Below are 1427 nucleotides of genomic sequence, written 5' to 3'. Positions count from 1 at the left end.
CAGCAGAAGTGTCCACTGTAAACGTAGTAAGATTTTTTATGGACGACAGCGTCGTCTCGAAACTTAACGTCGTACCAGCCTCGAACGCATAACCAAGATCCACAGCAGTATTGTATCCCTGAGTCGCAATGGTTTGAGTATCACGGAACTTAACGATCTCGCTGTTCACATAATCCGTCACGCTTCCGAAGTTACGGCCTGCAATCGTAGACAACAGTGACTCAGCCCTACCTTGAGTCAGCAGCAGCTTGGCGAGGAGATTTTGAGTGGCATTCGACTCGTTGCTCATAGGCTCGTCAATGTTCTGGCCGAAGGCGAAGAAGGAGTCGCCATCCTGAAGAATCGTCCAGCGGACATACACCGTGAAATTGTTGCCTTTAGCCACATCGTACACCGGCGGGATCTGAACCGTATAAGTACCGCCGCTAGGATATGTCAGCACCAGATCCATCGTATAATAGAACGTACTGGTGTTCATATACGATTCAGTACCGGCCCCGGCCGACACCGTGCCGGTCTGATTCAGCAGCCCCCACCAGAGGCTAAAGGCCGTAGTCGTACCGGTGGCGTTGATCACCTGCCAACTGACAGTCGACTCGGCTAATACCGCTTTAGGAGCCAAAACAGCGGCAGAAAAGCCAAATAACAGCAAAGCCCACCAGCGGCAAAATAAATAAAGTTTTCCCACATCGATAGCCCTCCAGTACCGCGGCCAGGGTGCTGCAGACACCCAGGACCAGCGGCGTTCACATCCTACCCACGGATGCCCTTGCTGCGAGCAAAGTGCCACAGCCAGAGGACCAGGGAGAGGATGAAGATGCTGCCGAACACGGCCAAGCCGAGAGCGTACTTGTCCCACACAGTCTGGAACAACGTAGTCGCGTACGTGTCCGGGTTAGCTTCCGCTGTCAGCGTGGAACCGGCATAGCTCGAGAGCGTGCCAATCACGGTCGCAACAGCCGCCATAATCATACGGATGATGTTCTTCATTGCAGTTACTCCAATGCTGCCATTGTTAACCGGGACCAGTTCTCTGATTTGCCGGTCTCCCCGACAGCCAGGGAAATCCACTTTCGCTCACTTTCGGAACGGTGACCCCCTCGCACGCGAGCCTCTTCCTCCGTTCCTTCGTTCGCTTCATTAAATTTCGACATAGTTCACCTTCAAGCCAGCCTGACGGCCCTAAGACCGCGCTGGCGGTACGCTTCCGAAGCTCGACAAGTTGACGAAGTCCGGCTCAGGCTGACGACTGTTCTGGACCGGTCACACCGATACGACGGTGATACTGTATCCGCTGAGAATACAGCTTAAGCTCTTCACTCAATCCGGTCGCAATCATCATTTCACGGTCACTCCAGCTGACCTTGCCGATCTCGTACTCGAACGCGGCCAGTGCTGATTTATCCAGCCCCAGACATTTACTCACG

3 protein-coding genes are annotated in these 1427 nt (G+C 53.9%); all 3 read right to left on the bottom strand.

Annotation, left to right across the window (positions count from 1 at the left end):
- A partial coding sequence (locus HWQ67_RS18450) for a hypothetical protein (RefSeq protein ID WP_218254159.1) occupies positions 1-688 on the bottom strand: 688 nt, incomplete at its 3' end.
- A 65-nt stretch (positions 689-753) separates the two neighbouring features.
- A complete protein-coding gene (locus HWQ67_RS18445) occupies positions 754-990 on the bottom strand; it encodes a hypothetical protein (RefSeq protein ID WP_218254158.1) in 237 nt (78 codons plus the stop codon).
- A gap of 247 nt (positions 991-1237) precedes the next feature.
- A partial coding sequence (locus HWQ67_RS18440; protein ID WP_218254157.1) for a hypothetical protein occupies positions 1238-1427 on the bottom strand: 190 nt, incomplete at its 5' end.

Origin of the sequence: Candidatus Magnetobacterium casense (assembly GCF_019173545.1) — a bacterium.
Classification (GTDB): domain Bacteria; phylum Nitrospirota; class Thermodesulfovibrionia; order Thermodesulfovibrionales; family Magnetobacteriaceae; genus Magnetobacterium; species Magnetobacterium cryptolimnobacter.
This window is presented reverse-complemented; position numbering and strand designations above follow the sequence as displayed.

Coding starts and splice junctions, on each gene's coding strand:
- HWQ67_RS18445 (WP_218254158.1), bottom strand. CDS start 990: ATGAAGAACATCATCCGTATGATTATGGCGGCTGTTGCGACCGTGATT.